Genomic DNA, 24,055 nt, shown 5'->3' with positions numbered 1-24,055 from the left:
AAAAATTAGTTTTAAAATATCAATCTTATGGTAAAATGTATTAACTAAATCAAACTAGATTTAGGTTATTTTTATGATATGTTAATAAATTTTAAAAAATATTAATTATATCAAAGATTAATAACCTGTATTAATGAAAATATAATATTATTTTCATTTTTTGTTTTTGTAAAAATAAAAAAATGAAATTATTAAAAATTAAATAAAAGTAAAGGAGAAATATGGTAAAACAATGAAAAAGATATTCACCATTTTAGGAACAATGATAATTATCGGAAATTCAGTATCAACCGTTATTATAATAAATTCTGATAAAAACGAACAAGTTAAAAATTTAAAAAATAGTAAAATCCATTTTGAAAAAAATAAATTAGAAAAACCAAATCGAATAAAAAGACAAATAACCCCACTACCATTATATTGACATTCAAATCCAGGCCCTTCTCGAATTAATATTTCAAATGTAATTGCTAGTGTTAATTTAGGAATATTATCAAATAATGATCAAGCAACTATTTTAGAACGAATTTCAGAACAAAACCCTAACCTAGATACAACACAAATTCAAATTAATTTTACTAGATTTAATGAAGATGGTACGCAATTATGAACAATTAGCGTTAGAGAAAATAGTCAAATGTATTTTGGAGAACAAAATGTCCGTTTTTCTATTAGATCTAATTTATGTGATTTTTTATCACAGCAAGATTTAGCTAATGTTTTGTTAATTCCTTTATGTACGGTTATTAAAAATACTAATTTAGGAGTATTGCCGAATGAGAAACGAGAAACTATTTTGCAACGAATTGCAGAAGAAAACCCCAACCTAGATATAACACAAGTAGTTGCTCATTTCATAAGAATTGATGATAGTGGAACTTTTATTTGAATAATTGCCCCCTCTGAAAATTCTATTTATACATCAGTGATTCAAGTTTATTTTAGAATTAATCATACCTTAATGATAAATCATATACAAATTCCAGAAATAAATATTAATGTAGAAAAACAGAAAAAATTAAATAAAATAAATTTTGAACCCTTATCTGAAAATGAAAAAAGAAGTTTTAAAGAAACATTACAACGGATTGGTACAGCAGCAATTAGGGCTGGCATCATTCCTGATAAAGCAAAAATAACGGCTAATGTAATGCCACCTGTAAATGCTAACTATGAACTTGGAGCAAAGGAAATTATTACTTCAAGTTTAATTTCTACTGCTGGGTTGGCTGCTGTTTCCAAAACAACAGGGTTATCACCAATCAATGGTTTAAAAACAATTGCTAATTATTTTAGATATAATTTAGTTTCGCCACCGCTTGAAACAACAGCAGAAACCGCCCAAGCAGCGGAACTAGCACCGTTATTGTCATCAGGTGAAACAGCAATGCTAACCACTGCTGGAGAAGAAGAAATCATTGGCGCTGAAACAACAGTTAGTGCAACATTAGCTCCCGAAACATTAGGATTATCAGTTTTAATAGGATTAATCATTGTTGGTACTACCTCATTAATTTGATGATTAAATGATTCTAGTTCACAATTAATTAGAAATAAACCACATAGTCAATATAATGAAATTGAGAAATATTATAAAGTTTTCCACGATCAATTAAAAATAGGAATTAATTTATCTAAATGAAAGAAAATAAGTCAAATTTATTATCAATATTATAATAATTATCAAAAATTTTCACATATGGTTAAAAAAGAAATTATTGATTTTTATAGAGAAGATCATAGTGGTTGGGGTGGAAGTATTAACGAAAATGATATTGATATTTTAATTAAAGTATTATTTAATAATTTTAATGAAATAAATAATAAATTTGTTGTAAATTCTGTTGGTGGTTGAAAAATTGTTACAGATACAAATGGTAGTTATTTTCTTTAATTTTGTCGAAAACTCTTGATATTTATAAAATATACCTAAAATTAGGTATATTTTTAATATATAGAGGTAAATAAATGATGAAAAAAATAATTACAGAATTAATAAATAGCTTAACAGATGATCAATTTTTAGAATTTTATGAAAAAATAAAACAACAAGCAGACTTAATTAAAAAACAAAAACGTTTAAATGAAATTGATCAAAAATTTAGAGATAAAGGCATTATATGTCCTAATTGCAAATCTTTTCATTGTGTTAAAAATGGTCATAATTCCGAAGGAAAACAAAAATATTTATGTAAAAAATGTCGTGCTAGTTTTGATGCATTTCGTCATCATTTTACTTATTGAAGTCATTTAAATTATGAACAGTGAAATTTATTAATTCAAATTTCATTGTTAGGACAATCTAGTAAAATAATTTCTCGTTTTATTAAAACAACCCCAAAAACCGCTTGATATAATCGACAAAAATTAATGCAATCAAAACAATTAGAAAATACACAGTTAAAATTTAAAAAATTAAATGGTCAAATCCAAATGGATGAAACATTTATTAAAGAAATTCATAAAGGCAATTTTAAAGATAAATTTGATAAACGAAAAACTCATCTCGATCCATTTTCAACTGATACCAAATGCTGTATTCAAATGGCAGTTGATAGCAATAATAATATTTTTGTTCAATCCACCAATACCAAAAGATTACAAAAACAATGGATTATTGAAAATATGAATAAGCAACTAATTAAAGAAAAATCAATAATTATTTCTGATATGCAACCACTATATTTATTAGTAGCAAAACAAACAAATTATACTCTATATTCCACCAAAACTAGTACAAACCCTGATACTAGTTATCAAAAGTTAAATAAGATTAGTAAATTACAATCCAGTCTTAAAGAAGCCTTAATTCATTATCATGGTTTGGGTTTCACTAATATTCAAAATTATTTAAAGCTCTGAAAATGAAAATACCAACACAAAGGTTTAACACCAAACCAACAATCAACGGTATTATATTTTAACGTTTAAAAAATTTAAAGCAAAATCATAATCTTACACAAAATTAGTTTTCAAATTGTCATATTGATGATTTTTTTTATTTCATCAAGAGTTTTCGACAAAATTAAAGGTTATTTTTTAATGGAATAAAAATAATTTTGGTAAAATACCCCCCTTTTGACTTAAATTTACTTTTTACACCAAAAAATAATAAAAATTTATTTTGGAAAAATATTTTATTTTATTAAAAAATAAAAAAATATCTTTAATTTTGTCGAAAACTCTTGATATTTATAAAATATACCTAAAATTAGGTATATTTTTAATATATAGAGGTAAATAAATGATGAAAAAAATAATTACAGAATTAATAAATAGCTTAACAGATGATCAATTTTTAGAATTTTATGAAAAAATAAAACAACAAGCAGACTTAATTAAAAAACAAAAACGTTTAAATGAAATTGATCAAAAATTTAGAGATAAAGGCATTATATGTCCTAATTGCAAATCTTTTCATTGTGTTAAAAATGGTCATAATTCCGAAGGAAAACAAAAATATTTATGTAAAAAATGTCGTGCTAGTTTTGATGCATTTCGTCATCATTTTACTTATTGAAGTCATTTAAATTATGAACAGTGAAATTTATTAATTCAAATTTCATTGTTAGGACAATCTAGTAAAATAATTTCTCGTTTTATTAAAACAACCCCAAAAACCGCTTGATATAATCGACAAAAATTAATGCAATCAAAACAATTAGAAAATACACAGTTAAAATTTAAAAAATTAAATGGTCAAATCCAAATGGATGAAACATTTATTAAAGAAATTCATAAAGGCAATTTTAAAGATAAATTTGATAAACGAAAAACTCATCTCGATCCATTTTCAACTGATACCAAATGCTGTATTCAAATGGCAGTTGATAGCAATAATAATATTTTTGTTCAATCCACCAATACCAAAAGATTACAAAAACAATGGATTATTGAAAATATGAATAAGCAACTAATTAAAGAAAAATCAATAATTATTTCTGATATGCAACCACTATATTTATTAGTAGCAAAACAAACAAATTCTACTCTATATTCCACCAAAACTAGTACAAACCCTGATACTAGTTATCAAAAGTTAAATAAGATTAGTAAATTACAATCCAGTCTTAAAGAAGCCTTAATTCATTATCATGGTTTGGGTTTCACTAATATTCAAAATTATTTAAAGCTCTGAAAATGAAAATACCAACACAAAGGTTTAACACCAAACCAACAATCAACGGTATTATATTTTAACGTTTAAAAAATTTAAAGCAAAATCATAATCTTACACAAAATTAGTTTTCAAATTGTCATATTGATGATTTTTTTTATTTCATCAAGAGTTTTCGACAAAATTAAAGAAAAATATTGTATTATTTTTAGATTAATAGTATACTATGAGTAAGGAAAAATATTTTTCCTAAATCTCTAAAGTAAACAGAATAATTATATTTTTAAGGGTTTATTATTACAATACCATCTCTCCCCTTTAGGTTATCTCTTATCTTTTCTTTTTATATAAGTTACCATAAAATAATTTAAAATATAAACCCTTATTTTCGCCAATATAATTATTCTTGTTTTCCAAAAAGAAAAAAAGAGATTACTTGTTTTCCCGACAGGTAATCTCTTTTAATTTGTAATATTAATTTGTTCAAGAAATTGAAATGTTTTTTTACCAATAATTACCTTTTTTTCCGTTTCACCATCAAGCGTATAAAGCACTTTATTAAAAAAACCATTAATATCAATCCCAATAATTTGTGTTAAGGCAATTGCTTCATCTAAAAAGAAGATTGTGTGATCATTAACTTTAATTCACAAACTATTATTAACTAACGTTTGAATAATTAAATAGCTAAGAATTAAAACGTAATTACAAATTGCAATAATAACATATAAATAAACTAAAATATTAGGAATGTTTGTTAAGGTCATTAACAAAATATAATTAATAATAATAAACACATTAATTGGTGTTAAAACAAAATAAATTGTCACAAAAATAAAAATTAACATTTGTTTTCAGCGGTATTCTTTGTTAAACTGGTTGTTTTCCTTTTGTTTTTGATAATGTAAAAAAAAATAAAATATGAAAGGTGTATAATGCAAGAATTAGAATTAAACTAAAAATTAAAATAATATGTATTGTCATTTGTTATATCCCCTTCTGTTGTCATACTTTAAAAATTGTCATTGATATTTTAACATCATTTGTAATAAAACGATAAATTTTTTCATTTGTACTAATAAAAAAACCAATTTGATATAAGCCATTAAGATTAAAAACACTAGGTAAAGCAAAATTAATATCTTTTAATCAAATTATTAACTTTTGTTGTTTTGCCGTAATTACTAATCGATAGTTAGTAATATAAATATCACCACTAATTGTTTCACTTCCGGTGGCGGAAGTAAGATTCAGATAGCCTGGAAGATTTTCAATATGATATTGCAGGTCAACTGCTGGTCTTAAATAATATGCGTTTTGATTAAGTTCTTTTTTCTTTATAATTTCATAGCTCGTAACTTTTGCATGATAATAACATCTTTCATTTTTAGGTAATTCATAGCTAATTGTAATTTCAGTTAATGAATTATTTAAAAATGAAAGATTATTATCAATATCATTTTGTAATACTTGGTTTTTTTGCTTAAATTGTTTGATTTTTTGTTGTTGAAATAATGCTAGAATTAAAACAATAATAATTGCCAATCCTAAAATACTTCCAAATAAAATGATTCCAATTCAATAACTATTCATTATTTTTTCACATCTTATATATTGAATATGGGATTTCAAAACCCTTTACAATAATCATAAAACGTTTTTGTTCGATATATAGATAAAACCCTTGTAATAAAGTATTATTGATGCGAAAAATGCTTAATTCGATATTATCAATCTTGTTTAAATCTCATATTGTTATAATTTCATTATTAATAATTAATATTCGTTGGTTAGTAAGGAAAAGATGACCTGTTTGAAAGGGAACTTGTTCAATTAGCTTGATTTTTTTGCCATAACCATAACCAACAGTGATTCCATTATCAAAAGGAATTTGATATTTTGATTGTGGTTGATAAGAAACTTTTGGTGATTGCCGATGAAGATAAATTGTAACTGGGGTATTACTAAATCCTTTTTCACCAGGTTGTAATTTAAATTTAACGTCAATTTCTTGTAATTGTAACATTGCAAGGTTATTGTTAATGTATTCTTGATTATCTACTTCTAACTGTTTATAAATTTCATAGAACAAATGTTGTTTTTTACGATAAAACCATATAAAAAAACTAATAAAAATAATTAATAAAACAAGAAAAATACTAATTATAATTCATCCTAATGTTGTCATTGTCATCCACCTTCTATTTTAAAATATTAATTCCATTATTAAAATTATTAATAAAGGTTTGTAACATTAATTCTTCCGCTGAATTTCGTGGTTGTTCAAACCGATTATAATAATAAATATTAATTAATTCTTTTGTTTTTTGGTTTAATTTATCATAGTATTTTTTATCAATTAAAAAATGGGTTCCTTGATTAATAATAAGACTAGAGATAAAATTTTGTCATTGTTTTTCATTTTTAATTTTTTCTTCTCATTCAGTAAAATAAGTATTAAAAATGCGATTATTTTTATGATAAATAAAATGAACCCCGCCATTTTTGTCATGGTTAACTAACCGACTATATAAGATTTTATTTGGTAAAAATGGATTATTAGGTGAGTTAATCGCTTGGAAGGTAATTGGGGTTAGTTGTACTAATAAAATATCATTTCAAGTAAGAGTATGAATTTCTTTTGGTAAGATGATTTTTTTAACTACATAATTACGATTTTTATTATCAAGATCATTAATTAAACGATATAATTCTAACTCATAAATTAAATGTAATTTCATAATTCGTCGTAATTTAAGAGTTAAAATAACTTGTTCCGCAACACTTAAATGGTGATAAAAGGCTAAATAAGTTTGATATACTTCTTGGTGATCAATTAAGTTATCATTAATATTTATTAAGAGAGCTGCTAATTGAGGTGAAAGCTCTTTTTCTTGTACTAGATATTCATTAAGATGGTTTTGACAAAAAACATTAAATGCATAAGGCACTTGGCCTTCGCCTGTTATGTCTAAAAACGGTGTTTTAATGTTTTTAAAAAAGTGTTTTGAATGATAACGATCTAAAAAATAGCAATTTTTACTTGTATTAAGTGGATAAAGGTGGTGTTCAGCGACTTTATTGTTGCAGTCTTGTAAAATACAAGTTTGGTTTGCACATTCTTGCAAAACACGTTGATAATGGGTTGTTTCTTGTTGAAGATACGCTTCTTTTAATGTTGGGTCCCCTACTGCTTGTAAAATTGAAATATATTCTTCCCATTTCTTTTGTGAATTTAATACTTTTGGTTTACAACAAGTTTCATATTTTTGTTTACTTAAACAAATACAATCTTCATCATTAGCAAAAGTAAAAATTGGGCGGTAATATTTATGCAAGTAATCTAATTGATCATCATCCAAATAATAACTTTTTAGTAATGCATCAAACATTGCTTGTTCTGACCCTTTTAAATTATGCTCTAATTGTTTTTCTAATCCATCTTGCATTTATGAATCCCCTTCTTAGTTAATGTTCTTTAAAATAATTATAAACTTATCTCTTTAATTTTACTATAAAAAAGCGCTTTAACTAAAGTAAAGCGCTCAAAGGCAACATATAGATTTTTCTGCAATAATTTCAATTATATTTTATTATTTTGATAATTTTATAAACAAACTACTTTTACGAATAAAAGCAACATTTTGGACCGTTAAATGATTATACAATTATAAAGTGTATTAATTGAAATTACCGCATAGTTTTGTAGTCTTTTACAAGGGAAACATATAATTAAAAAAATAATTAATTATTAAGATTGGACTATATTAATAACTAATTAGTCTTTATGTAACTTGTTTAACTACGTAAATATTATATTTTATTTGCAAAATTTTTGCAAGTATTTTTTAATTTAACAAATAATTTCTTTAATTTTGTCGAAAACTCTTGATATTTATAAAATATACCTAAAATTAGGTATATTTTTAATATATAGAGGTAAATAAATGATGAAAAAAATAATTACAGAATTAATAAATAGCTTAACAGATGATCAATTTTTAGAATTTTATGAAAAAATAAAACAACAAGCAGACTTAATTAAAAAACAAAAACGTTTAAATGAAATTGATCAAAAATTTAGAGATAAAGGCATTATATGTCCTAATTGCAAATCTTTTCATTGTGTTAAAAATGGTCATAATTCCGAAGGAAAACAAAAATATTTATGTAAAAAATGTCGTGCTAGTTTTGATGCATTTCGTCATCATTTTACTTATTGAAGTCATTTAAATTATGAACAGTGAAATTTATTAATTCAAATTTCATTGTTAGGACAATCTAGTAAAATAATTTCTCGTTTTATTAAAACAACCCCAAAAACCGCTTGATATAATCGACAAAAATTAATGCAATCAAAACAATTAGAAAATACACAGTTAAAATTTAAAAAATTAAATGGTCAAATCCAAATGGATGAAACATTTATTAAAGAAATTCATAAAGGCAATTTTAAAGATAAATTTGATAAACGAAAAACTCATCTCGATCCATTTTCAACTGATACCAAATGCTGTATTCAAATGGCAGTTGATAGCAATAATAATATTTTTGTTCAATCCACCAATACCAAAAGATTACAAAAACAATGGATTATTGAAAATATGAATAAGCAACTAATTAAAGAAAAATCAATAATTATTTCTGATATGCAACCACTATATTTATTAGTAGCAAAACAAACAAATTCTACTCTATATTCCACCAAAACTAGTACAAACCCTGATACTAGTTATCAAAAGTTAAATAAGATTAGTAAATTACAATCCAGTCTTAAAGAAGCCTTAATTCATTATCATGGTTTGGGTTTCACTAATATTCAAAATTATTTAAAGCTCTGAAAATGAAAATACCAACACAAAGGTTTAACACCAAACCAACAATCAACGGTATTATATTTTAACGTTTAAAAAATTTAAAGCAAAATCATAATCTTACACAAAATTAGTTTTCAAATTGTCATATTGATGATTTTTTTTATTTCATCAAGAGTTTTCGACAAAATTAAAGAATAATTTTATGTAAAAAATAATAAAAAAGATTAAACTTTTTCTTTAATTTTGTCGAAAACTCTTGATATTTATAAAATATACCTAAAATTAGGTATATTTTTAATATATAGAGGTAAATAAATGATGAAAAAAATAATTACAGAATTAATAAATAGCTTAACAGATGATCAATTTTTAGAATTTTATGAAAAAATAAAACAACAAGCAGACTTAATTAAAAAACAAAAACGTTTAAATGAAATTGATCAAAAATTTAGAGATAAAGGCATTATATGTCCTAATTGCAAATCTTTTCATTGTGTTAAAAATGGTCATAATTCCGAAGGAAAACAAAAATATTTATGTAAAAAATGTCGTGCTAGTTTTGATGCATTTCGTCATCATTTTACTTATTGAAGTCATTTAAATTATGAACAGTGAAATTTATTAATTCAAATTTCATTGTTAGGACAATCTAGTAAAATAATTTCTCGTTTTATTAAAACAACCCCAAAAACCGCTTGATATAATCGACAAAAATTAATGCAATCAAAACAATTAGAAAATACACAGTTAAAATTTAAAAAATTAAATGGTCAAATCCAAATGGATGAAACATTTATTAAAGAAATTCATAAAGGCAATTTTAAAGATAAATTTGATAAACGAAAAACTCATCTCGATCCATTTTCAACTGATACCAAATGCTGTATTCAAATGGCAGTTGATAGCAATAATAATATTTTTGTTCAATCCACCAATACCAAAAGATTACAAAAACAATGGATTATTGAAAATATGAATAAGCAACTAATTAAAGAAAAATCAATAATTATTTCTGATATGCAACCACTATATTTATTAGTAGCAAAACAAACAAATTCTACTCTATATTCCACCAAAACTAGTACAAACCCTGATACTAGTTATCAAAAGTTAAATAAGATTAGTAAATTACAATCCAGTCTTAAAGAAGCCTTAATTCATTATCATGGTTTGGGTTTCACTAATATTCAAAATTATTTAAAGCTCTGAAAATGAAAATACCAACACAAAGGTTTAACACCAAACCAACAATCAACGGTATTATATTTTAACGTTTAAAAAATTTAAAGCAAAATCATAATCTTACACAAAATTAGTTTTCAAATTGTCATATTGATGATTTTTTTTATTTCATCAAGAGTTTTCGACAAAATTAAAGAACTTTTTTAAAAAATGATAATTCTTAATTTTTTATGAATTATTTTGGTATATTAATCATATTAATTTTTCAATTTTGACCATCTTCAACAAAAAGGTCAATTAAAGGTTGGGGAATGGTCAATTCCTTAATGCTTGCTAAGTCAAGCACAGTATTAATCGTTTGTTCGGCACTTGTTGCTACTTTTGTTAGCCATTGGGGTTCAATAATTAATTGACGGCCAATTGCAACTAATGATAACCCGCTTTCTAGCCCTTTTAAAGCATCTTCTGGGGTACAAACACCTCCAACTCCAATCAAAGGAATTTTACCTTGATAACCCTGTAAAATGCTAGTGATTGTTGGAGTAGGATTTTCTTTATTACGCATAATTTTTCGTCATAAATATGATAATGAAATGTGAATGTAGTCTAAAGGGAATTTAATTAACTGATCCATTAATTGATAAGTATCTTCTAACGTGATGCCTGGTTCTTCAATTTCTTCTGGTGAAATTCGATAACCTAAAATAAATGGCTTTGTTGCATGAGTTTTAATAATATCACTAACTTTTGCAACAATTGCTAGTGGAAATGCCATTCGTTTTGTTAAGTCAGCACCTCATTGATCAGTTCGTTGGTTTGAATGGGGTGAAAAAAATTGCTGGATCAAATAAGTATTAGCACCATGGATCTCAACCCCATCAAATCCAGCTTTAATTGCTCGTAACGTAGCTGCTCCAAAATCCGCAATAATTGTATTAATTTCTTCATTCGTCATTGCTCGTGGTTCAATTGCTGTTGGTCGTAACGATTTAATCGCACTAGCAGATAATGGTTGTTGCTCAAGAAGCGTTGCGGCTGGACATTGGCGCCCACCGTGGTGAATTTGCATAATAGCAATACTATTTTCTTGATGGATAATATTAGCTAATTTTGCTAAATTTGGAATATATTTATCATCATCAATTGCTGGTTGACCAATAAAAGCTTTACCATTACGATTAACATAACTACACCCAGCAATGACCATTCCTAAATCTTTCGCACGGGCTTGATAATAATTTAATTCATCAAGGGTATATTTGCCGTTTTCAAAACCAGAAAAAGTGGTCATTGGACTCATTACAATGCGGTTATTAATGGTTACTCCGTTTGGAAAGGTAAATGGTTCAAATAAAGGTTTAAATTTCGGATTCATTGTTGTTTCCTTCCTAATTGTTAATTATTTTATTTATAATAATATCATATAACTTAACAAAGTTATTACAAGTAGCTTCTAATATTTGCCAGTTTTACTTGTGTTACTTTTGTCCTTTTATAATAATAAAATATGTTAAGATATCTTCTAAGGGAGGAGTTTATGAAAATTTTATTAGTTGGTGCTCAGGGAAAACTGGGTCAAAAACTTATTAATGAGCTTATTAATAATAACAACGTTATCATTACGGAATTCACCGGAAATGCGAGTGATTTTGATAATCTTAAAGCCCAAGCCCATGGCCAAGATGTTTTAGTTTCAACTGTTGGGGCACATCGTGTTGAAGAATTAGTTCTAATTGCAAAAAATATGATTACAATTGCAAGTGAAAATCAGCAACGAATTGTTTGAAGTGGTGGCGCTGGTTCATTGTGAACAAATGAGCATACAAGGTTAATTGATATTCCTGTGAATGATTTTCCTGCTGAATTAGCAGCTTGAAAACCTGCTGTTTATGGTCATTATGAAGTATTAAAATTATTGCAAAATAGTAGTGTCACATAGTCATATTTATCACCAGCCTTGGATTTTGAAGATATTCCACCACGAGGGTTATATCAAACTAAAACTAGTGATGATGCTTTATATAATGCTAGTGGTGATAGTTTTGCAAGTTATATTAGTGGGGCGAAAGCATTAGCAAGTGAAATTATTAAACCACAATATTTACACCAACGTTTTACGATTGTTGAAAATTATTAAAATTAAAAAAACAAACTATTTAAAATAGTTTGTTTTTTTAATTTTAATTTATGACCAAATTATTTAACTGATCATTTTAATAAATTTATGTAACTCAACTAAATTAAAAACAACACATAAAAATAATATGTAGAAATTAACTTATTACTTTATAAAGTCAGATTTTTAACTAATAATTTATAAATCCCTTGAGAATAATCTGATGTTATTAAAACATAAAAATATTCGTCTAATATTTTATCATTTGGAGAATGACCGCTATTAACTTCGCTAGCAGGTTTGAAAAAATGATCTTCGCCATCACGTTCTGCTTGATGAACTCCAATTGCTTTAACTTGTGGAATAGTGCTAATAGTTTCTTTATTAATGTAATCTAAAACAAGTTTATTATGGTTTGTTTTATTGAATGAATCCAAGATTTGATGTGCGTATCAATAAAATCCTAGGTTTTCTAAAGTAATATTTGATTTAAATTCTCGATCATAATAATTAATATCTTTTGCATCAGATTTATAGTCAACTATTATTTTATTTTCAAAACCACCTAAAATTTGATAAGCATTAAAATATTGTTTCACTTCATATGTGTTAAAGTCTATATTTGAATATTTTTCACCATCAATTTCAGCTGATACTAATACTTCTCAACTATAATTTCCATAATTATCAATTTTTTCAATTGTGACTTTTTGGCTTAAAAATTCAATGTTTTTAGCAAAGGCCAACTTCTTAATAAGAGAAGGGGCACTACCAACACCGCCAGTTCTTTTACCAGGAAAACCTGTTTGATAAAATTGTGATTCAATATTTACTTTATCAAAAGATACAACATTATTTTTATGTACAAAGTTTCGCATTTCGTTAACAAAATCTGTTAAAACTTTTGTTTCATCATGTGTTTGTGTTAAAGGTTTTCCGGTACCATCATTATATTTTCCTGTCTCAAATACCATAGCAAAATTTTGGGTTCCTTATTGTTCAGCATTTATTATTTTATTAGATAGTTCTTCATTGTTCTGATAAGGATTAATATTAACTACACTTGCAGCAGATGCAGCAATTATAGCTGGGCCTAAAATAGCTAGTAATTTCTTCATTACTTGTGCCCTCCTATCAGCAGAATTTTATCTGCTTAATTTATTAATATTTTTATTAGAAATCTTTAATTTTGTCGAAAACTCTTGATATTTATAAAATATACCTAAAATTAGGTATATTTTTAATATATGGAGGTAAATAAATGATGAAAAAAATAATTACAGAATTAATAAATAGCTTAACAGATGATCAATTTTTAGAATTTTATGAAAAAATAAAACAACAAGCAGACTTAATTAAAAAACAAAAACGTTTAAATGAAATTGATCAAAAATTTAGAGATAAAGGCATTATATGTCCTAATTGCAAATCTTTTCATTGTGTTAAAAATGGTCATAATTCCGAAGGAAAACAAAAATATTTATGTAAAAAATGTCGTGCTAGTTTTGATGCATTTCGTCATCATTTTACTTATTGAAGTCATTTAAATTATGAACAGTGAAATTTATTAATTCAAATTTCATTGTTAGGACAATCTAGTAAAATAATTTCTCGTTTTATTAAAACAACCCCAAAAACCGCTTGATATAATCGACAAAAATTAATGCAATCAAAACAATTAGAAAATACACAGTTAAAATTTAAAAAATTAAATGGTCAAATCCAAATGGATGAAACATTTATTAAAGAAATTCATAAAGGCAATTTTAAAGATAAATTTGATAAACGAAAAACTCATCTCGATCCATTTTCAACTGATACCAAATGCTGTATTCAAATGGCAGTTGATAGCAATAATAATATTTTTGTTCAATCCACCAATACCAAAAGATTACAAAAACAATGGATTATTGAAAATATGAATAAGCAACTAATTAAAGAAAAATCAATAATTATTTCTGATATGCAACCACTATATTTATTAGTAGCAAAACAAACAAATTCTACTCTATATTCCACCAAAACTAGTACAAACCCTGATACTAGTTATCAAAAGTTAAATAAGATTAGTAAATTACAATCCAGTCTTAAAGAAGCCTTAATTCATTATCATGGTTTGGGTTTCACTAATATTCAAAATTATTTAAAGCTCTGAAAATGAAAATACCAACACAAAGGTTTAACACCAAACCAACAATCAACGGTATTATATTTTAACGTTTAAAAAATTTAAAGCAAAATCATAATCTTACACAAAATTAGTTTTCAAATTGTCATATTGATGATTTTTTTTATTTCATCAAGAGTTTTCGACAAAATTAAAGTTAGAAATACAATTGTTTATTTGAAAAATATGTTATTATCTAATTTTGTTCAGTTTTAATTGTAAAATTATTTATAATTTGGTGATAAATTTCATCAAAAACAGGTGGATTCATTTTAAGATATTCTTTTACTTGTTCGCGGCCTTGTCCTAATTTATTATTTTGATAAGCATATCATACTCCTGTTTTTTCTAAAATATCATATTTCACTGCTAAATCAATTAATTCATAATATTTATCAATTCCTTCATTATAGTTAATATCAACGATTGCTGTTTTAAAGGGTTGTGAAACTTTATTTTTTACAACTTTAATTTTAACTTTATTCGCAGTGGCGATCCCAGCGGTAGTTAACGTTTCTGTTCGGCGAACATCTAAGCGAACGGAAACATAAAATCGTAAGGCACGACCACCGGCTGTTGTTTCGGGACTTCCAAAGAAAACGCCAATCTTTTCACGAATTTGATTAATAAAAATAACACTGGAATTTGTTTTATTAATTACACCATTTAATTTTCGTAACGCTTTACTCATTAGACGAGCTTGTGCCCCAATGGTAACATCACTCATTTCCCCATCTAATTCTACTTTTGGAACTAATGCTGCAACTGAATCAATCACAAATAAATCAATTGCATTTGATTTAACAAGGGTTTCTAGAATATCTAATGCTTGTTCACCAGAATCAGGTTGGGCAATAATTAATTCATCAATGTTAACACCTAATTTTTTGCATAATTTGGATCTAAAGCATGTTCGGCATCAATAAAAGCCCCTCTTCCCCCCTTTTTTTGTGTTTCAGCAATGGCATGTAATGATAATGTTGTTTTTCCAGATGATTCTGGTCCAAAAATCTCAATAATTCGTCCTTTTGGATATCCACCAACACCAATTGCTTCATCAAGTAATAAACTACCTGTTGAAATTGCTTCAATGGTTAAGTTACTTTTATCTCCCAATTTCATAATGGCACCTTTACCATATGCTTTTTCAATTTCTTTCATTACATTTTGTAAGATTTCATCTTGATCAATAGTCTTGGCATTATCAGAATTTGTTTTATTATCTTCTTCCATTTGTAACGCTCCTTCCTACTTAGTTTTATCTATTTTAATTAATGATTCCTTTTTTATTTTAAAATAATTTGTAAAAGATGGTTAATAATTGTTTCAGCGGCAATAAGTTTTATTTTTTCTCGTGGTCAAGTTGGATTTAATGATAATTCAACTGTCGTTGGTTGATTTTGATAGACAGTTGTGGCAAAGATGGTTCCAATTGGTAATTTTTCTAATTTACCAGGACCAGCATTACCAGTAAAACTAACAGCAAGATCGCTGTTAAATTGGTTTTGACAAGCAATTGCCATTGCTTCTGCGGTTTGTTTTGAGACAACCCCATATTGAGTGATAATCGCTGCTGAGACATGACCAATGTTAACTTTAACATCATTGGTATAAGTAACAATACTTCATATGAAAACTTGACTAGAATTAGGAATATTTGTTAAAAGATGACTAAAAAGACCACCCGTTATTGATTCATATGCTGCGATTGTTAATTGTTTTTGTTGTAATAATTGAATTAATTTTTGTGTAATTTTCATTGTTTACCTCAAAAACTTTCTTTAATATTATACATTTATATAATATAATATGTAAGTAATATTAAATTGTCAGAGAAAGAATATCGTTAGAAAAGAGGACTTAAAATGAATTGAGCTAATCGTATTACATTAATTCGAATTTTTTTAATACCAATTATTATTGTGCTCATGGTAATTGTTCCGTTTCCAGGAACATCACTATATCATGGTTGAGACCAATGGTTAACAATTAATGGACCTAATGTGACCTATTCGTTACCAATTAGTTATTTAATTGCTGGAATATTATTTATTGTTGCTAGTTTAACTGATTTATTAGATGGTTATATTGCTCGTCGTTATAATCAAGTTACTACTTTTGGAAAGTTTTTTGATTCAATTGCCGATAAATTATTAACAAATACTGTTTTAATTGTTTTTGCTTGTGCAAATATTATTCCTGTTTGAATGACAGTGGTTTTAATTGCTCGTGACTTTGTAATTGATGTTGTTCGTCAAATTTTAGCGTCACAAAAAGTAATAATGGCAGCTAATCAATTAGGGCGTGTTCGAGCAGCAGTTGAAATGTTTGGAATGATAATCTTATTCTTTATTGGTTTTCGTATGTTTGGTGGGCAAAGTTTAAAAACGGGACAATGAGATGAATTTGGGTGAGTAAATCAAATTATTATGATTCCAATGTATTTAGCAACAGTTTTATCATTATTAGCAGCTGGAAATTACATTTACTTAAATCGAAAAGCATTATTTGATATGACCGTGATTAAAAAACCAAAATTAGAAAGTGACCAAAATCAAAATGGCTAAAAAAATAATAAATAATTCAGAATGAGCGGTTGTAACAGGAGCTAGTAAAGGTTTGGGATATTGTTATTGTGAAGAGTTATTAAAACTTGGTTATAATGTTATTGCTGTTGCTCGTGATACAACATCTCTTGCTATTTTGTATGAAAAGTACCCCGACCAAGGAATCAAAATGATAAATTATGATTTAAGTAATTTAGATAATCCTTATCAGTTGTTTGCTGATGTAAAAGCAGAAAATGTTACGTTGTTAATTAATAATGCTGGTTATGGGGTATGAGGTTATTTTAATGAATCAAGTCTAGAACAAGAAATGAATATGGTTGATTTAAACATCAAGGCGTTACATATTTTAACAAAATTATTTGTGCAGCGTTTTATTGATCAAAATAAGGGTCGTGTGTTAAATATTGGTAGTTTAGCAGCCTTTACTCCTGCTCCTGTTTTTGCCAGTTATTATGCTTCAAAAGCTTATGTCTGAAGTTTGGGGGTTGCAATTAATACTGAGTTAAAGAAAACAAAATCCCCTGTTCGGGTAATTACCTTGTGTCCAGGTCCGTTGAAAACAGATTTTTGAAATCGAAGCAGTAATCAAAAAGAGGCAAAATATCATTCAACAGTAAAAGTAATGAAAACAGCAACATATGCTCGAAAAAGTTTAATGCGTGGTTTAAAAACAAAACGAAAAAATTACATTATCACAGGAAGTGTGAATAAGATGGTTAAAGCATTAACCAGATACGCACCACAAAGTTGTGTTTTAACATCAGTTTATAATTATCAAAAAAACCGAAAATAAAAGTTGAAGTTAACTTCAACTTTTATTTTTTTATCATCATATAATGTTTAAGATATCACCAGAAAATATTCTCCCCCATGGTCTACTACCAGTGGCAGCATAATTTCCAGAACCATAAAAATGAATTCGCATCATTAAATGTTTTAATTTTTTGTTTGTCATTGTTTCAACTTTTCCCCCAATTCAAGCATATAATGTAGCTGAACCAATTGTTTCTCTTTCTTCAATAATATTAAAATAATTTGATAATCAATTTTCTTATCAATTATTGGTCATATATTGTAAACTATGTTTACCTTTTGCATGCGTAAACATTCCAATTCCGGCAGATAAATTAGGTAATTCAACAGCTTTGTAAAGATATTTAAAGACAGCTAATGATTTTATGCCAGTATGGGCAGTTAAATCCATTCATTTTGTTGAAATTAATCATTTAATTTCCTCACCTTCACTTGCTAAATTTTTATTGTATTTTTCAATTGGTTGGATGTTAATTGCAATCTTATTTTTTTGTAACAATATTTTCTTTGATAAAACAACTGGTAGTTGTAGGTGCTAATAAACTGCTTGTTAAAAATAATAGTCATTTTTTCATTCTGTTTTCTCCCTGCCTTTTTCTTATTTTTTATAAAATTTAGAATAAAGGATGAAGTAGGAAAAATCAACTCTTATTAAAGAGTTGATTTTTTTATTTAAAAATTAACTTTAAAAATTAAATATATTGGTTCTACAATTATTTAATTTACAATTATATATTTTTAGTGGAAGGTTCCCCAACATGACATTTTGTCAGTAAAGAAACCACTAGAACTGTTAACTTGTTTTTTGCGATTTTGTAATTAATGATTTTGATTAAGATAAACAGATAATGCTGTATTCATAACTTTTAATTAACAAGAATAAAAATAAAATCGTGTGCGTAGGGGTTGATTAACTTTTAAGAACTGGGCAAGTATTTCTTAATTAATCTACTAGAGGGGACTTGATGAGGAGGTACTTACAACTACAAACACCTACAAATTGTAGAAAATTTTAGTTAATTTACCAAAAATTACCAAAATTATAGGAGGTTTATATGAAAAAGTTAAATAAAAAAACTATTAATAAATTAAATCAATTAATGCTTAAAAGTTATGCAGTCTCATTTGAAGATATGACTGATGAACATTGAGCATTAGGTAAACAGAATTAGGAGGAATTAAAAATGTCATATTGTATTGGTGATTACTTAAATGAAAAATGAATTAATAATAAAGCATTAAAAATTAGTAATAAAGATATTATTTATGCACAAATTGATAGTGATAATGAAAATTTAGAATTAAATTTATATCTTAAATTTGGTAATGAAGAGCGATGGGTGGGCAATGTTTTGTTGCCAACAAATTTTTACTTGAATTTGAAATGATATCAAATTAATGAAGTTAAAGGTTTAATTAGTGATTATTTAGAAGATGAATAAGCAGATTACGAGGTGATAAATTATGAATAAAAGATACTTATTAGTAATTAATACTAAATATACAACAAATACTTTATTTTTTTATACATTAGAAGAAGCAAAAATTACAGCGGAAGAAAACTCTTCTTTTAGAACAACTATTATTGATTTAGAAAATGAAAATATTAAATGACAAGGAGTTGAATAATAATGATGAATTTAAAAGATTTATTAAATGAAATGTTTGATAATTACCCAGATTGTTATAAAGATTATGGTTTAACAATTATGGATCGTTATGAAATTGAAGTTGAAAATAAAAAATTAACACCCGAAGAAATAGATAATTTAACTCATTTATATTTTGACAAACCTAAAAATAATTATATTGGAAATGAAGATAATGAAAAAGTTGATAAAATTGAGTAATTTATGTTTAAAATAATAGAATTATTTGCAGATATTGGCACTACTCGTAGAGCATTAGAACTTGCAAATATTCCACATAAAACTATATGATTTAGTGAAATTGATAATTATGCAGAACAATCATATCGAGCAATCTATAATGATTACAAAACACCAAACTTAAATGATATTACTAAAATTGATGTAGCAAATCTTACAAAGGAAAAAATTGACATTATTATTGGTGGTTGACCTTGTCAAGATATATCAAAAGCAGGTTTTTTAAAAGGAATGGATAAAGATAGTGTTACTAGGTCGAGTTTATTATGAGATACATTAAAAATCATTAAATTTTATAAACCTAAATGAATTATTAACGAAAATGTTGATAATGTATTAAGTGAAAAAAACTTTAAGAATATTCAAAAATATTGTGAATATCTTAATAATCTTGGATATGAAACAGATTATAAAATATTAAATGCAAAAGATTATGGAATACCACAAAAACGCAAAAGAATATTTATTATAAGTAAATTAAATGAAAATTGAATATGAAAATTCCCTTGACCAACTCAAAAACTATTAGAATATCAATTTAAAGATATTGTAAATTGAACTATTCCAGGTAATAAAGAAATTCCAAAAGGAACAACTTTCCATAATGGTTTTATTCGATTAAATGGTACACGTAATAGTTGAGATTATTGTCCAAATGCTGATGAAAAATTATATCCTACTTTAACTACAAAAGCAGATAGAACCAAAGTTATATTAAATGATAAATATCGTTATTTAACAACAGATGAAATGACTTTATTAATGGGTTATACATTAAATGATTTAGAAAAAATGTTAAGTGTTAATAGCAAAAGTCAAATTCAAAAACAATTAGGTAATTCAATAGTACCAAGTGTATTAAAATATATATTTTTAAATTTAGTAAAGGAGAATGAAAATGACAAAAACAGTTAAAGAATTAATTAAATGATTTGAAGAAAAATTAAATTTTCTTAATGAAAATGAGTATACATATTTAGATTTTGAAATTACAGATACAGAATTGGAAGAAACAATTGATATCTTACAAGCATATGAAAATGAACTTGCTGAAAAAGATAAAGAAATTGAATTACTAACTAAAAAATATAGTTTTGTTTCACAATATGCTAAAACAGCAGCGTTACATATTGAAGATAAATTATCAAGAAAGGAAGAAGATAATGAAAACATTTAAAGAATTAATAGATGAAATAACAATATATTATTCGGAAACATCATTTCCAGTTCCACCCTATCAAATTTTAGAATTAATTGAAGAATTTAAAATATTTTATGAAAATGAAATTAGTAGTGCAATTACAAATGAACAAATGACATCTGATTTTTTAAGAGATAAAATTGATGAAAAAGATAAAGAAATTAATAATTTAAAAACAAAACAATTATTTAAAGAAGATTTTAATGTTGCTGATTATTGTTGAGATAAAATAATTAAATTAAAAGATAATTCAAAATATGAGAAATTAACTAGTAAGGAGAAAAAATAATTATGAAATGCCCACATTCAAATTGTAAAGAAAAAGTATCATATACAATTGATAAAAAAGGTTTTGATAATAGAATATTAAGAACATATGCTTGTGAAAAACATTATCAAAATATAGTTAATAAATATAAACATTAAAGGAGAAAAACAATGGAAGAAACAGTTAAGAAATTAATTATAAAAATAAAACAAGAAATTAAATTATGTAATAGTGCTTTATCATTAAGAACATTAGAAGATTTAATAAATAAATATGAAAGTGAACTTATTGAAAAAGACCGTAAAATTGATTTGCTATTAACAGCAAATAGAGAAATTACTTATTCAAGCAAAAGTAGAGAATATAATCAACAACAATTATATAAAGAAAATTTTGATAGTTGATATCAATGCGATGAGTGTAAAACTTTATATGATGATAATTATTGTCCATCTTGTATGGAATGAATAGATATTAATGAATATACTTATGTTTTAAAAAATAATTCCGATTATGACAAATTAGAAAGTAAAGAGGCGGAAGAATAATGAGTGATACTGTTAAGAATACTGTTAAAAATGTAATATATCAATTTTCAATAAAAGGATCAGATTTTGAAAATTTATCAATGCTAGCGTTACCTATTAAAAATTGAATTGATGAAAACGGGCAGGAATTTGCAGATTTTATTATGCGACATCGTAATCTTTGAAATGCTACTAATTATGAAAATATCCATTTAAAAGATATGCCATCAGCGATGGATAAAGTTGATATATTATTTCGCGAACCACTACAATTAATTAAAAATTTTAAAGATGAATTAAATCGAATTCGTACTAATATTATTACATTTGAAAATTATTTACAAAATCATAAAATTGAAATTAAAAATAATATGACACAAGCACGAATCCAAAAACAAAAATAATTATTTAAAGAAGAAGAATTAAAAAAACAAGCATTAATTGAAGAAGCTAATAATTTAAGTGAAGATATGGGTCTTGATATGGATCAAATTCAAGATGAACAAGTTCGTGTAATGGAAAAAATTGAACAAATTGATAAATCACTTGATCCAAAACAATTAAAAAAAGTTGGTATTAATATAATTAAAGAAAAATTATTAGTTAAAGATATTGAAGTAATTGGAATTGATAATGATTTTTTAGAAAATGCTAATCAATATGAATTAAAGCAATTAATTAAATATTTAATTGTTGATGAGAAGTTATTTAAAAACACAATTAAAGCACAATGAGATACAAATACAGATACTAAATTAATTGGTATTAAAGGTATTAATTTTAAAATAAATAAAGGAGAAAAATAATATGGCAAATATTGTTGATTTTTTAAGAACAGATGTAGCAACTGATTGAATAAAAAGTAATTTTTCAGATGAAAATGAAATTAGAAGATTTAAAAGTAATATAGTTGCAATATCAAATAATAATGAATTATTACAAAAAGCAGACCCAAAAACAATTATGACTGCGTGTTATCAAGGAACATTATTAGGTTTACCAATGGAAAAAAAATTTGGTTATGCTTATGTAGTTCCATATAACGTATTATGTAAATCTAAGCTCCAAATTTATCTCTTGTTATTTTAATAATAACACTTTTTAAAAGAAGTGCAACTATTTTTTTAAAAAAATAAATTATTTTTAAATTTACCCTATTTTTGGCATATTTAAACACACTGAAAAATAATTTATTAAATTACTTCAAATAAACTTATCTAAAATTCTCTAAAAATACTTCTTTTGAAGTTCTTCAATTAAGAACGGGCCTTAATTTTTCATTTATAATATCGACTACTAAATCTATTTCTTGTTGCGTAACAAGATTAAAATCTGTCCCCCTACCATATCGTTTTCTAAATTCACGGTTTAGTCTTTCAATTAATGGTTTTTGATTAGGCGAAGCAGGGTCACAAAAATAAACATTAGAACCAGTAATCTTTTCCATTTCTTCAAACTTACTAAATTCTTTTCCTCTATCGGTTATTATTCCTTTAATTTTTCCAACTAAACCATTAATTCTAACTATATGTTTAAGTTTTTCTAAAACTTCATTAGCAGTATGTTCTTCTAATTTCATAGCAAAGTATTTTTTACTTGATTTCTCTGTAAAAACTAAACAACTAGATTGATGTTCTTTTCCAACTACGGTATCCATTTCAAATCAACCAACATCTGTTTCTTTATTTTCAATATCTCATATTGATTTAAATCTTTCATCTAATTTCCCACGATTATCAGGTCTTTTCTTTGTTCTATTTCTTCTACCACCATTTAATAAATTTTTCTTTAACAAACCCAAAAGACCTAAAAAAATTCATTTATAAAATGTTTTAAGACAGGCAGGAAATTTGATACCAAATTTTATTAAAAATCGCTGAATAATTTCTGCTGGTGAATCACCCAAAATATTAAATCGTAAATTTAAAAATTCTTGTTGTTCTTCTGTAAATGTAGGTATTTTTTTAATACACTTTTGTCGTTTTTTATAATAATAATCATGTGCCTCACGGGCATTATAATCTTCTATATTTGTAAATCTATTAATTTCTCTTTTAACAGTATTAATATCTCTTCCTGTTTGTCTTGATATTTCAGATAAATTAAGTGTGCCATTTTTCTTTTTGCAACTATCAGATAAAAATAAATCCTTAAAAAATCTTCGTTCATCATATTTTACATGTGTATAATCTTTCATTACTCTATATTTCCTCCAATTCTTTTATAAAAATAGTTATACATTAAATTTATAAAAAAGATAAATTTTCACATTTTTTTAAATTAAAATTATTGACAAATATATTATTAATTATATAATTATATTGTAACAAGCTCCAATTTATCTCTATATGCTTGTATACTAAAATAAAAAGTAAAGTAATTCTTTAA

Annotated in this window: 32 protein-coding genes and 1 pseudogene; 21 read left to right on the top strand and 12 right to left on the bottom strand. The window is 25.5% G+C overall.

The genetic code is table 4. The annotated features are described in order from the left end of the window. The first annotated feature begins 232 nt into the window (after nucleotides 1–232). The 3 genes from ACOBME_RS00875 to ACOBME_RS00865 all read left to right on the top strand — a co-directional run bounded on the left by ACOBME_RS00875 (nucleotide 233) and on the right by ACOBME_RS00865 (nucleotide 4,207). The gene (locus tag ACOBME_RS00875) at nucleotides 233–1,894 is read left to right on the top strand and encodes a hypothetical protein (RefSeq protein WP_419333968.1); all 1,662 of its coding nucleotides are present in this window, start codon (nucleotides 233–235) and stop codon (nucleotides 1,892–1,894) included. Between the two features lie 74 nt (nucleotides 1,895–1,968). Continuing rightward, nucleotides 1,969–2,931, top strand: coding sequence for a transposase (locus ACOBME_RS00870; protein ID WP_419333966.1), 963 nt, complete (start codon nucleotides 1,969–1,971; stop codon nucleotides 2,929–2,931). Nucleotides 2,932–3,244: 313 nt separating this feature from the next. Further along, nucleotides 3,245–4,207, top strand: coding sequence for an IS1/IS1595 family N-terminal zinc-binding domain-containing protein (locus ACOBME_RS00865; RefSeq protein ID WP_338963247.1), 963 nt, complete (start codon nucleotides 3,245–3,247; stop codon nucleotides 4,205–4,207). Between the two features lie 371 nt (nucleotides 4,208–4,578). Here ACOBME_RS00865 and ACOBME_RS00860 read toward each other — a convergent pair whose 3' ends face one another. The 4 genes from ACOBME_RS00860 to ACOBME_RS00845 form a co-directional block, all read right to left on the bottom strand. Next, entirely contained in the window at nucleotides 4,579–4,965 is a 387-nt protein-coding gene (locus tag ACOBME_RS00860; RefSeq protein WP_338963481.1) for a hypothetical protein, read from the bottom strand. Nucleotides 4,966–5,104: 139 nt separating this feature from the next. Beyond that, on the bottom strand, nucleotides 5,105–5,710 hold the full coding sequence (locus ACOBME_RS00855; protein ID WP_338963483.1) for a hypothetical protein: 606 nt from the start codon (nucleotides 5,708–5,710) through the stop codon (nucleotides 5,105–5,107). Beyond that, on the bottom strand, nucleotides 5,703–6,305 hold the full coding sequence (locus ACOBME_RS00850; protein ID WP_338963485.1) for a hypothetical protein: 603 nt from the start codon (nucleotides 6,303–6,305) through the stop codon (nucleotides 5,703–5,705). The genes ACOBME_RS00855 and ACOBME_RS00850 overlap by 8 nt, the downstream gene beginning before the upstream one ends. Before the next feature lie 13 nt (nucleotides 6,306–6,318). After that, nucleotides 6,319–7,566: a hypothetical protein gene (locus ACOBME_RS00845; RefSeq protein ID WP_338963488.1), complete on the bottom strand. Its 1,248-nt coding sequence runs from the start codon at nucleotides 7,564–7,566 to the stop codon at nucleotides 6,319–6,321. A 498-nt stretch (nucleotides 7,567–8,064) separates the two neighbouring features. Here ACOBME_RS00845 and ACOBME_RS00840 point away from each other — a divergent pair, with 498 nt between their 5' ends. Together ACOBME_RS00840 and ACOBME_RS00835 are read left to right on the top strand one after the other, a co-directional pair. Next, nucleotides 8,065–9,027, top strand: coding sequence for an IS1/IS1595 family N-terminal zinc-binding domain-containing protein (locus ACOBME_RS00840; protein ID WP_338963247.1), 963 nt, complete (start codon nucleotides 8,065–8,067; stop codon nucleotides 9,025–9,027). Nucleotides 9,028–9,249: 222 nt separating this feature from the next. Next, nucleotides 9,250–10,212, top strand: coding sequence for an IS1/IS1595 family N-terminal zinc-binding domain-containing protein (locus ACOBME_RS00835; protein ID WP_338963247.1), 963 nt, complete (start codon nucleotides 9,250–9,252; stop codon nucleotides 10,210–10,212). A 139-nt stretch (nucleotides 10,213–10,351) separates the two neighbouring features. Here ACOBME_RS00835 and ACOBME_RS00830 read toward each other — a convergent pair whose 3' ends face one another. After that, nucleotides 10,352–11,491: an NADH-dependent flavin oxidoreductase gene (locus ACOBME_RS00830; RefSeq protein ID WP_419333963.1), complete on the bottom strand. Its 1,140-nt coding sequence runs from the start codon at nucleotides 11,489–11,491 to the stop codon at nucleotides 10,352–10,354. 162 nt (nucleotides 11,492–11,653) lie between these two features. Between ACOBME_RS00830 and ACOBME_RS00825 the strand changes: the two genes are divergently transcribed. Further along, nucleotides 11,654–12,055: a Rossmann-fold NAD(P)-binding domain-containing protein gene (locus tag ACOBME_RS00825; protein ID WP_419333961.1), complete on the top strand. Its 402-nt coding sequence runs from the start codon at nucleotides 11,654–11,656 to the stop codon at nucleotides 12,053–12,055. A gap of 18 nt (nucleotides 12,056–12,073) precedes the next feature. Beyond that, nucleotides 12,074–12,253 carry an NAD(P)-dependent oxidoreductase gene (locus ACOBME_RS00820; RefSeq protein ID WP_338963492.1) on the top strand — a complete coding sequence of 60 codons (180 nt, stop codon included), beginning with the start codon at nucleotides 12,074–12,076 and terminating at the stop codon, nucleotides 12,251–12,253. A gap of 149 nt (nucleotides 12,254–12,402) precedes the next feature. Here ACOBME_RS00820 and ACOBME_RS00815 read toward each other — a convergent pair whose 3' ends face one another. Both ACOBME_RS00815 and ACOBME_RS00810 read right to left on the bottom strand, forming a co-directional pair. Continuing rightward, nucleotides 12,403–13,206: a hypothetical protein gene (locus ACOBME_RS00815; protein WP_338963495.1), complete on the bottom strand. Its 804-nt coding sequence runs from the start codon at nucleotides 13,204–13,206 to the stop codon at nucleotides 12,403–12,405. Between the two features lie 18 nt (nucleotides 13,207–13,224). Continuing rightward, on the bottom strand, nucleotides 13,225–13,350 hold the full coding sequence (locus ACOBME_RS00810) for a hypothetical protein (protein ID WP_338963497.1): 126 nt from the start codon (nucleotides 13,348–13,350) through the stop codon (nucleotides 13,225–13,227). Nucleotides 13,351–13,493: 143 nt separating this feature from the next. Here ACOBME_RS00810 and ACOBME_RS00805 point away from each other — a divergent pair, with 143 nt between their 5' ends. After that, nucleotides 13,494–14,456: an IS1/IS1595 family N-terminal zinc-binding domain-containing protein gene (locus ACOBME_RS00805; RefSeq protein ID WP_338963247.1), complete on the top strand. Its 963-nt coding sequence runs from the start codon at nucleotides 13,494–13,496 to the stop codon at nucleotides 14,454–14,456. Between the two features lie 139 nt (nucleotides 14,457–14,595). Here ACOBME_RS00805 and recA read toward each other — a convergent pair. Beyond that, nucleotides 14,596–15,632, bottom strand: a pseudogene (gene recA, locus ACOBME_RS00800) (recombinase RecA). Nucleotides 15,633–15,685: 53 nt separating this feature from the next. Continuing rightward, nucleotides 15,686–16,159 carry a CinA family protein gene (locus tag ACOBME_RS00795; protein WP_419333959.1) on the bottom strand — a complete coding sequence of 158 codons (474 nt, stop codon included), beginning with the start codon at nucleotides 16,157–16,159 and terminating at the stop codon, nucleotides 15,686–15,688. 105 nt (nucleotides 16,160–16,264) lie between these two features. On the opposite strand from ACOBME_RS00795, the gene pgsA reads away from it, so the two are divergent. Both pgsA and ACOBME_RS00785 read left to right on the top strand, forming a co-directional pair. After that, nucleotides 16,265–16,966, top strand: coding sequence for a CDP-diacylglycerol--glycerol-3-phosphate 3-phosphatidyltransferase (pgsA, locus tag ACOBME_RS00790; protein ID WP_338963504.1), 702 nt, complete (start codon nucleotides 16,265–16,267; stop codon nucleotides 16,964–16,966). Further along, complete coding sequence (locus tag ACOBME_RS00785) at nucleotides 16,959–17,762, top strand: SDR family NAD(P)-dependent oxidoreductase (RefSeq protein ID WP_338963507.1); 804 nt, start codon at nucleotides 16,959–16,961, stop codon at nucleotides 17,760–17,762. The genes pgsA and ACOBME_RS00785 overlap by 8 nt, the downstream gene beginning before the upstream one ends. Nucleotides 17,763–17,792: 30 nt before the next feature. Here ACOBME_RS00785 and ACOBME_RS00780 read toward each other — a convergent pair whose 3' ends face one another. After that, nucleotides 17,793–17,924 (bottom strand): hypothetical protein, encoded by a 132-nt coding sequence (locus tag ACOBME_RS00780; RefSeq protein WP_338963509.1) that lies wholly within the window; start codon nucleotides 17,922–17,924, stop codon nucleotides 17,793–17,795. A gap of 96 nt (nucleotides 17,925–18,020) precedes the next feature. Beyond that, entirely contained in the window at nucleotides 18,021–18,281 is a 261-nt protein-coding gene (locus ACOBME_RS00775) for a hypothetical protein (protein ID WP_338963511.1), read from the bottom strand. A 685-nt stretch (nucleotides 18,282–18,966) separates the two neighbouring features. Here ACOBME_RS00775 and ACOBME_RS00770 point away from each other — a divergent pair. The 11 genes from ACOBME_RS00770 (at nucleotide 18,967) to ACOBME_RS00720 (ending at nucleotide 22,756) form a co-directional block, all read left to right on the top strand. Next, nucleotides 18,967–19,224: a hypothetical protein gene (locus ACOBME_RS00770; RefSeq protein ID WP_338963513.1), complete on the top strand. Its 258-nt coding sequence runs from the start codon at nucleotides 18,967–18,969 to the stop codon at nucleotides 19,222–19,224. A 22-nt stretch (nucleotides 19,225–19,246) separates the two neighbouring features. After that, a complete protein-coding gene (locus ACOBME_RS00765) occupies nucleotides 19,247–19,411 on the top strand; it encodes a hypothetical protein (protein WP_338963515.1) in 165 nt (54 codons plus the stop codon). A 2-nt stretch (nucleotides 19,412–19,413) separates the two neighbouring features. After that, the gene (locus ACOBME_RS00760) at nucleotides 19,414–19,632 is read left to right on the top strand and encodes a hypothetical protein (protein WP_338963518.1); all 219 of its coding nucleotides are present in this window, start codon (nucleotides 19,414–19,416) and stop codon (nucleotides 19,630–19,632) included. A gap of 3 nt (nucleotides 19,633–19,635) precedes the next feature. Continuing rightward, on the top strand, nucleotides 19,636–20,586 hold the full coding sequence (dcm, locus tag ACOBME_RS00755; protein WP_419333956.1) for a DNA (cytosine-5-)-methyltransferase: 951 nt from the start codon (nucleotides 19,636–19,638) through the stop codon (nucleotides 20,584–20,586). Beyond that, the gene (locus tag ACOBME_RS00750; protein WP_338963521.1) at nucleotides 20,570–20,848 is read left to right on the top strand and encodes a hypothetical protein; all 279 of its coding nucleotides are present in this window, start codon (nucleotides 20,570–20,572) and stop codon (nucleotides 20,846–20,848) included. Before dcm ends, ACOBME_RS00750 begins: the two co-directional genes overlap by 17 nt. Beyond that, entirely contained in the window at nucleotides 20,835–21,161 is a 327-nt protein-coding gene (locus tag ACOBME_RS00745) for a hypothetical protein (RefSeq protein WP_338963523.1), read from the top strand. Before ACOBME_RS00750 ends, ACOBME_RS00745 begins: the two co-directional genes overlap by 14 nt. 2 nt (nucleotides 21,162–21,163) lie before the next feature. Next, nucleotides 21,164–21,298: a hypothetical protein gene (locus tag ACOBME_RS00740; protein ID WP_338963525.1), complete on the top strand. Its 135-nt coding sequence runs from the start codon at nucleotides 21,164–21,166 to the stop codon at nucleotides 21,296–21,298. Nucleotides 21,299–21,310: 12 nt separating this feature from the next. Continuing rightward, a complete protein-coding gene (locus ACOBME_RS00735; protein ID WP_338963527.1) occupies nucleotides 21,311–21,688 on the top strand; it encodes a hypothetical protein in 378 nt (125 codons plus the stop codon). After that, entirely contained in the window at nucleotides 21,688–22,071 is a 384-nt protein-coding gene (locus ACOBME_RS00730) for a hypothetical protein (protein WP_338963529.1), read from the top strand. The genes ACOBME_RS00735 and ACOBME_RS00730 overlap by 1 nt, the downstream gene beginning before the upstream one ends. Before the next feature lie 66 nt (nucleotides 22,072–22,137). Then, nucleotides 22,138–22,473 (top strand): hypothetical protein, encoded by a 336-nt coding sequence (locus tag ACOBME_RS00725; protein WP_338963531.1) that lies wholly within the window; start codon nucleotides 22,138–22,140, stop codon nucleotides 22,471–22,473. A 1-nt stretch (nucleotide 22,474) separates the two neighbouring features. Next, entirely contained in the window at nucleotides 22,475–22,756 is a 282-nt protein-coding gene (locus ACOBME_RS00720; protein ID WP_338963533.1) for a recombinase RecT, read from the top strand. 124 nt (nucleotides 22,757–22,880) lie between these two features. Here the strand turns inward: ACOBME_RS00720 and ACOBME_RS00715 are convergent, their stop codons facing one another. Further along, nucleotides 22,881–23,864, bottom strand: a complete 984-nt coding sequence (locus tag ACOBME_RS00715; RefSeq protein ID WP_419333951.1) for an IS30 family transposase — start codon at nucleotides 23,862–23,864, stop codon at nucleotides 22,881–22,883. Nucleotides 23,865–24,055 lie beyond the last annotated feature (191 nt).

Source organism: Spiroplasma endosymbiont of Sarcophaga variegata (genome assembly GCF_965178695.1).
In the GTDB taxonomy this organism is placed as follows: Bacteria; Bacillota_I; Bacilli_A; order Mycoplasmatales; family Mycoplasmataceae; genus Spiroplasma; species Spiroplasma poulsonii.
This window is presented reverse-complemented; position numbering and strand designations above follow the sequence as displayed.